The following is a 5,988-nucleotide window of genomic DNA, read 5'->3' on the forward strand; positions in this document are numbered from 1 at the left end:
TTTCTCGTTCATACCTCTACAACCGTTGCTACATGCTTAGGAGATTGTACTAGGCAGCCAAAGTATGCCCTTATAAGCCTATTAAAAAGCACACCCAAACTATACATTTTTTAGAGAAATGTAAAAAAACTACACTCAATCATAGTTACTCCCTACCCAAAATACAGTACAATAGCCAAAAATACTAGGAGGAGTGCAACATGATTACCATCCATTCGGTCTCCTCAAAACATGATTGGAACCAATTCTTTGCATTTCCAAACCAACTCTATAAAGACAACCCTTACTATGTACCTACCTTGATCCTCGATGAGAAGTGGAACTTCAATCCCAAGAAGAACCCCGCATTCGAATATATTGAGGCTGTAGCTTTCCTTGCTAAAAAGGATGGGAAGGTAGTTGGGCGCATTGCTGCCTTGATCAACCACAAGCTGAACAAGGCCCAACAGAAAAAGTATATCCGCTTCACCCGCTATGACGTAATTGATGATATTGAAGTCAGTAAACTCCTTTTTGAAAAAGTCTTCTCCTGGGGCAAGGAAAAGGGAATGGATACCATCATCGGGCCCATCGGTTTCTCAGACCTTGACAAACAAGGACTCTTGGTTGAAGGATTCGACCAGCTCAGTATGTTTATCACCTTGTACAACCATCCCTACTACCATGAGCACCTGCAACAGCTGGGATTCACCAAAGACGTAGACTGGGTTGAGTACAAGGTCTTTGTACCTGAAAAAATCGATCCAAGAATCGAGCAAATCAGCGAAATCGCAAAAAAGCGTCATGGCTACCGACTACTCTCCTTTACCAGCAAGAAAAAGGTACTTCCCTACGCCCACCAGATGTTCCATATGTACAATGAAGCATTTGCAGAGCTCTATGGATTCTGCCCGCTTACCGATGGACAGATCGATCTTGCCATCAAGCAATTTCTAAGCCTGGTGAGCCTTGAGTATATCTATATCGTCGTGGATGCCACAGGGAAGGTCATAGGGTTTGGTATCATGGTCCCTTCTCTCTCCCTGGCAATGCAGAAATCGCGTGGGCATCTGTTTCCGCTTGGTTTTGTCCGGATTCTCAGGTCACTCAAGAAGCACGATGTGCTGGATATGTACCTAATCGCAGTTAAGCCTGAATATATGGGAAGGGGGGTGAATGCCATCATCCTCCAGGAAGGTATCAAGACAGCACTAGCGAACGGGGTTCGTTACGCAGAGACCGGCCCTGAGTTGGAGTACAATGAGAATGTGCAAACGCAGTGGAAGAGCTTCAAGACTGAACAACACAAACGAAGGCGTTGTTATATTCGCCCTCTCGAGTAAACATTTCCTGGGTGCACCAGGATATTTGCCTGTAACCTCTCACCAAACCTACAGAAAACTCAATAGACCGCACTCTTTCATGAAATCAAAACAAATCTTTCATATTTAACAAATGTATCTTTCCTAGATTGGAATTGACTTTGGAGTTGTCAAGACCTACGATACCTATGAGGTGTTGGTTACAAAAGGAGATAGATGTAATCAGAGTTAGGAGAAGGCATCTTACATTCCTGAAGGAGGAATTCTGTATGAAAAAAGTCATTCTTGTTCTCATGGTCCTTATGATTATGGGCAATGTGATCTTTGCCCAAGCAACAGCCGAGACGAAAAATCCCGTGCTACGAATCATCACCTGGTCAGGGTATGCCCCGCAGGAACTGCTTGATAAGTTCACTGAGGAAACCGGTTACAAGGTTGAGGTGACCCTCAGCAACAACGAAGAGATGATCAGCAAGCTCAGAGCAACCCGTGGAGGTGGTTTTGACCTCGCCCAGCCCTCACAGGACCGCATCTCCTCTGTCGTAGAGCAGTATGGCATCTACCAGCCAATTGACTATGCAAGGATCGAGACCGAACAGATTGATGCTTCCCTGCTTGAGGCAGTGAAGAAAAACACCTTGGTGGATGGAGAATCCTATGCTGTTCCTCACGTATATGGGACTGAAGGCCTGGTAGTCAACAAGGCCCTGGCCCCTGATGTTAAGGATTTCAAGGACCTTCTCGATCCCAAGTATGCAGGAAGAGTATCCTACCGCCTGAAGAGACCTACCCTTATTGGCATGGGATTCTCCCTCGGCTACGACCCATTCGAGCTTTATAATGACCCAGAGGCATATCAGGACTTCCTTGACGAGATGGAAAAAGTCCTCATCGCTGGAAAGCCTTCAGTAAAAACCTACTGGGACAACGGGGACCAGCTGTTGCAGTCGCTCCGTTCGGAAGAGGTCTGGGCAGCATCAGCTTGGGAACAGGCTGGATGGAAACTTCATGCTGAGAACCCAAACATTGACTATATCGCCCCGACCAGTGGAGCACTTGCTTGGGTAGACACCTTCGCCATCCCGGCAAAGAGTGAGAACCTTGATGCAGCATATGCATACATCAACTTCATGTTGGAACCTGAGAACGCTGCGTTCTTCACCAACCGAGAGACCTATGGAACAGCTTCCAAGGACGCTGTGAATTATCTTGATCCCGAGATCAAGGCAAACTTCACCCGTGGCCTCCCTCCTGAGGTACTGGCAAACATCCACTGGTATCCGACCGTCCCAGCAGGAATTGAAGAGATGGAAGGGAAGACCCTCGATAAGGTAAAGGCTGCTCGTTAGCAAAATGATCAACGTATTGCCAATAGCTGTTTCACGGCAGCTATTGGCATCACATCAAGGTAAACAACAGTATGGATAGTGCACTCTCAGTTCAAAATGTCACCAAACGATTTGGTGATTTCACTGCTGTAGACCAGGTCTCATTCGATGTAGAGGACGGAAAGTTCTTTTCTATTTTAGGACCGTCGGGTTGTGGAAAGACGACACTCCTGCGCATGATCGCTGGATTCTACAAGCCTGACGGGGGAACCATCCTCTTCAACGGGAAAAACATGGATGGGGTTGCCCCCAATAAGCGGCCGGTGAACCTGGTCTTCCAGAATCTTGCACTTTTCCCCATGATGAACGTGCATGAGAACATTGCATTCGGGCTACGGCGAAGAGGGGAGAAAGGGCCTGGTGTAGACAAGAAAGTCCGGGAGTTACTGGAGCGGGTCGGTTTGCCGGAATCAGGGAAAAAACAGATCAACCAACTCTCGGGGGGGCAGAAACAACGCATTGCCATTGCGCGTTGCCTGATCATGGAACCAACGGTGCTCTTGCTCGATGAACCATTGGGTGCCCTTGATGCCAAATTACGTGAACATATGAAGGTGGAATTGAAGACACTGCAATCCCAGGTCGGAACAACATTTGTCTACATTACCCATGACCAGAGTGAAGCCATGGTCATGAGTGATATGGTTGCGGTCATGAACAACGGTCATTTTGAACAGATTGGGACACCCCAACAACTCTACCACGAACCAAAGTCCTCGTTTGTAGCCCAGTTTGTGGGAAACAACAACAAACTACGGGTCAGGCTTCACACTGATCAAAGCGGCAACACCATAGCCCGGTATGCCGATAGGTATGACTTCCGCCTGGCCCAGAGATTTGAAACCGCAACTGAAAGTGAGGAGTATGATCTCTTCATCCGCCCCGAGGCTGTAATCATCAATCCAGGGGAAGGGAGGGAGAATTTCCAGAACCTTCCTGTGGAAGTTACCTCAATCCTCTTTGATGGAGGAAACAGCCGTCTTTTGGTCAAGCCTTTGGGAACTGAGGAGGAACTGGTGATTGCACTTCCCCAGACAAGGGAATACGACCATATTCGTTCAAAGGATCGCATACAAGTTGGTTGGGACCTGCATAAGACTGTCTGCTTCAAACGCAGTGACTGGAAGTTATATGATGAAGAATAGACAACATATCAAATGGGGTTTTCTCTTCTTTTTCCTGCCTGTTGCTCTCTGGCTCTTTCTCTTGATCGTTCTCCCCCACCTCGAGCTGCTGAGGCTCTCTTTTTCCAAGGCAAATACCGGGAAATTCACTTTGGACAACTATCTGGCGTTCTTCAAGGAGCCCATCTACTGGCTCACCTTTGTACGTACCGCAGGCTACTCGATTATTGTCACTTTCCTGGTAATGATCATTTCTCTGCCTGTCTCATTCTATATCTCCAAGTTAGCGGGGGTGAGAATGACCGGGGTACTGATGATCCTCATACTGGTCCCCTTCTGGGTCAGTGAACTCATCCGTGTCTATGGCTGGATGATCCTCCTCAGGGAAAGCGGAATCCTCAATCATTTCCTTGTCTCAATAGGTCTGTTCAAAGAGCCTGTTGAGATGCTTTACAATGACATCACCATGATCATGGGCTTGGTATATACCAGCATGCTCTTCATGGTGGTCCCTGTTTTGGGTGTCATGGATGACTTGGATGATTCACTTATCGAGGCTGCCTATGACCTGGGAGCATCGAAGATATCCATCTGGAGGACCATCATTATTCCCCACTGTGCTTCCGGACTCGTCAATGGGGGGATCATCGTATTCATGTTGGTATTGGGAAGTTACCTTACCCCTAACCTGATGGGAGGCAAGAACTCCCTCTGGTTTACCGAGCAAATTTACAACCAGATAATCCTCTATTTCAACTGGAACCAGGGAGCGGCTTTTGGGTTCCTGCTCTTGGCCCTCTCTTCACTGATCATATGGGTTCTTCTCAAACTCACCAAGCAAAACCTGAAGGAGGTGGTAAAATGATCAGAAGCTTACCTTCCTCAAGGAAATATCGTGGAGGATTCACCATCTTCATCATCCTCTATTTTATTTTCCTCTTTGCCCCACTGGTGGTAACAATGATTCTTGCATTCAATGACTCCATGTATCCTTCCCTTCCTTGGAATGGTTTTACCCTTGATTGGTTCTTTGGCAACGGACCGGAAAAATACGGCATCTTTCATGACCAAACCAATTTGAGAAGCCTTTTCACCTCGTTCAAGGTAGCCTTAGCAGTCATGATCGTCTCAACGTTCCTGGGAACTTGTGCGGCATTTCTCTTCGAGCAGGAAAACTTCCGGTTCAAGAACGCACTCTATTTCCTCATGATAGCTCCCTTGGTCATTCCTGGTGTCATCCTGGGTATCTCCATCCTGATGTTCTCCAATACCATCGGGATGTTCATCGAGAACCACCTGGGCATCTACGTTTCTTTCCTTGGCCCAGGGTTTCCTTTGGTGGTGCTCGGCCAATCCTCGTTCATCTCTACCATTGTAGCGTTGGTTGTCTCTGCCCGATTGAAGAAGTTCGACCATACGCTGGAAGAAGCTGCCTACAACCTTGGAGCAAACAAGGCAGAGGTTCTCTGGTTCATAACACTCAAGTACCTGAGGCCTTCAATTATTGGAGGTGCGGCAATGGCCTTTCTTATGTCATTCGAGAACTTCAACACCACCATATTCCTCGTAGGGTCACAGGCAACACTGCCCATAAACATGTACATGCAAGTACGTGATGGTTCCACCCCGGTGATCAATGCCATCTCATTCCTGCTTATTCTTGGAACTTCCATTTTCGCGGTGGTTAATCTTACCAAGGGGAACAAGAAGATTGTGTAATCCTCATTCCCCACACCGGCATCAATCAAAAGGAATGCGATACATACATTTCAGGAGATATGGGACTGTTGATTCTGAAAACGGAAAGATTATTGCTTCGTTCCTGGTCAGAGATTGATGCAGAGAGTTTGTATGCCTATGCCAAGGATGCTGAGATTGGTATGGATTTACATTTTATCCTGGAGTGAGCATACAGAAATCTTCTGCAGTGGGTTTTCAACAAAATAGTCTGGGGTGCCATTGCAAAGATGGAGTACCCCAAACTGGCGGCCCATCCATCACTTTCCGTCGTATCTACAGGCCAAAAAGGGAAATGAATCTCTCCTGTCTGGAGAGATTCATGAAAAGGGTTGAGTGTCCTCAGTTTGCAGGGTAAGGCTCCTGGATATCTGCAAAACCATCAACAAAGTTCAAGGTGTCCCCCCCCATCGGCAAAGGCCGCATTTGCACAGGCTG

General features: G+C 47.2%; 6 protein-coding genes. All 6 read left to right on the plus strand.

Features of this window, described 5'->3' with window-relative positions; genetic code table 11:
* The first annotated feature begins 200 nt into the window (after positions 1–200).
* The 6 genes from AB7S66_RS08650 (at position 201) to AB7S66_RS08675 (ending at position 5,720) form a co-directional block, all read left to right on the plus strand.
* Positions 201–1,322: a GNAT family N-acetyltransferase gene (locus AB7S66_RS08650; RefSeq protein WP_428519088.1), complete on the plus strand. Its 1,122-nt coding sequence runs from the start codon at positions 201–203 to the stop codon at positions 1,320–1,322.
* 248 nt (positions 1,323–1,570) lie between these two features.
* Positions 1,571–2,650: an extracellular solute-binding protein gene (locus tag AB7S66_RS08655; RefSeq protein WP_428519090.1), complete on the plus strand. Its 1,080-nt coding sequence runs from the start codon at positions 1,571–1,573 to the stop codon at positions 2,648–2,650.
* Between the two features lie 71 nt (positions 2,651–2,721).
* A complete protein-coding gene (locus AB7S66_RS08660; protein WP_428519092.1) occupies positions 2,722–3,834 on the plus strand; it encodes an ABC transporter ATP-binding protein in 1,113 nt (370 codons plus the stop codon).
* Entirely contained in the window at positions 3,821–4,678 is an 858-nt protein-coding gene (locus AB7S66_RS08665) for an ABC transporter permease (protein ID WP_428519094.1), read from the plus strand. Before AB7S66_RS08660 ends, AB7S66_RS08665 begins: the two co-directional genes overlap by 14 nt.
* Positions 4,675–5,532, plus strand: coding sequence for an ABC transporter permease (locus AB7S66_RS08670; protein ID WP_428519096.1), 858 nt, complete (start codon positions 4,675–4,677; stop codon positions 5,530–5,532). The genes AB7S66_RS08665 and AB7S66_RS08670 overlap by 4 nt, the downstream gene beginning before the upstream one ends.
* Before the next feature lie 59 nt (positions 5,533–5,591).
* Positions 5,592–5,720: a hypothetical protein gene (locus AB7S66_RS08675; RefSeq protein WP_428519098.1), complete on the plus strand. Its 129-nt coding sequence runs from the start codon at positions 5,592–5,594 to the stop codon at positions 5,718–5,720.
* The last annotated feature ends 268 nt before the right edge of the window (positions 5,721–5,988 follow it).

The sequence above is a fragment of the Sphaerochaeta sp. genome (assembly GCF_050178175.1).
In the GTDB taxonomy this organism is placed as follows: domain Bacteria; phylum Spirochaetota; class Spirochaetia; order Sphaerochaetales; family Sphaerochaetaceae; genus Sphaerochaeta.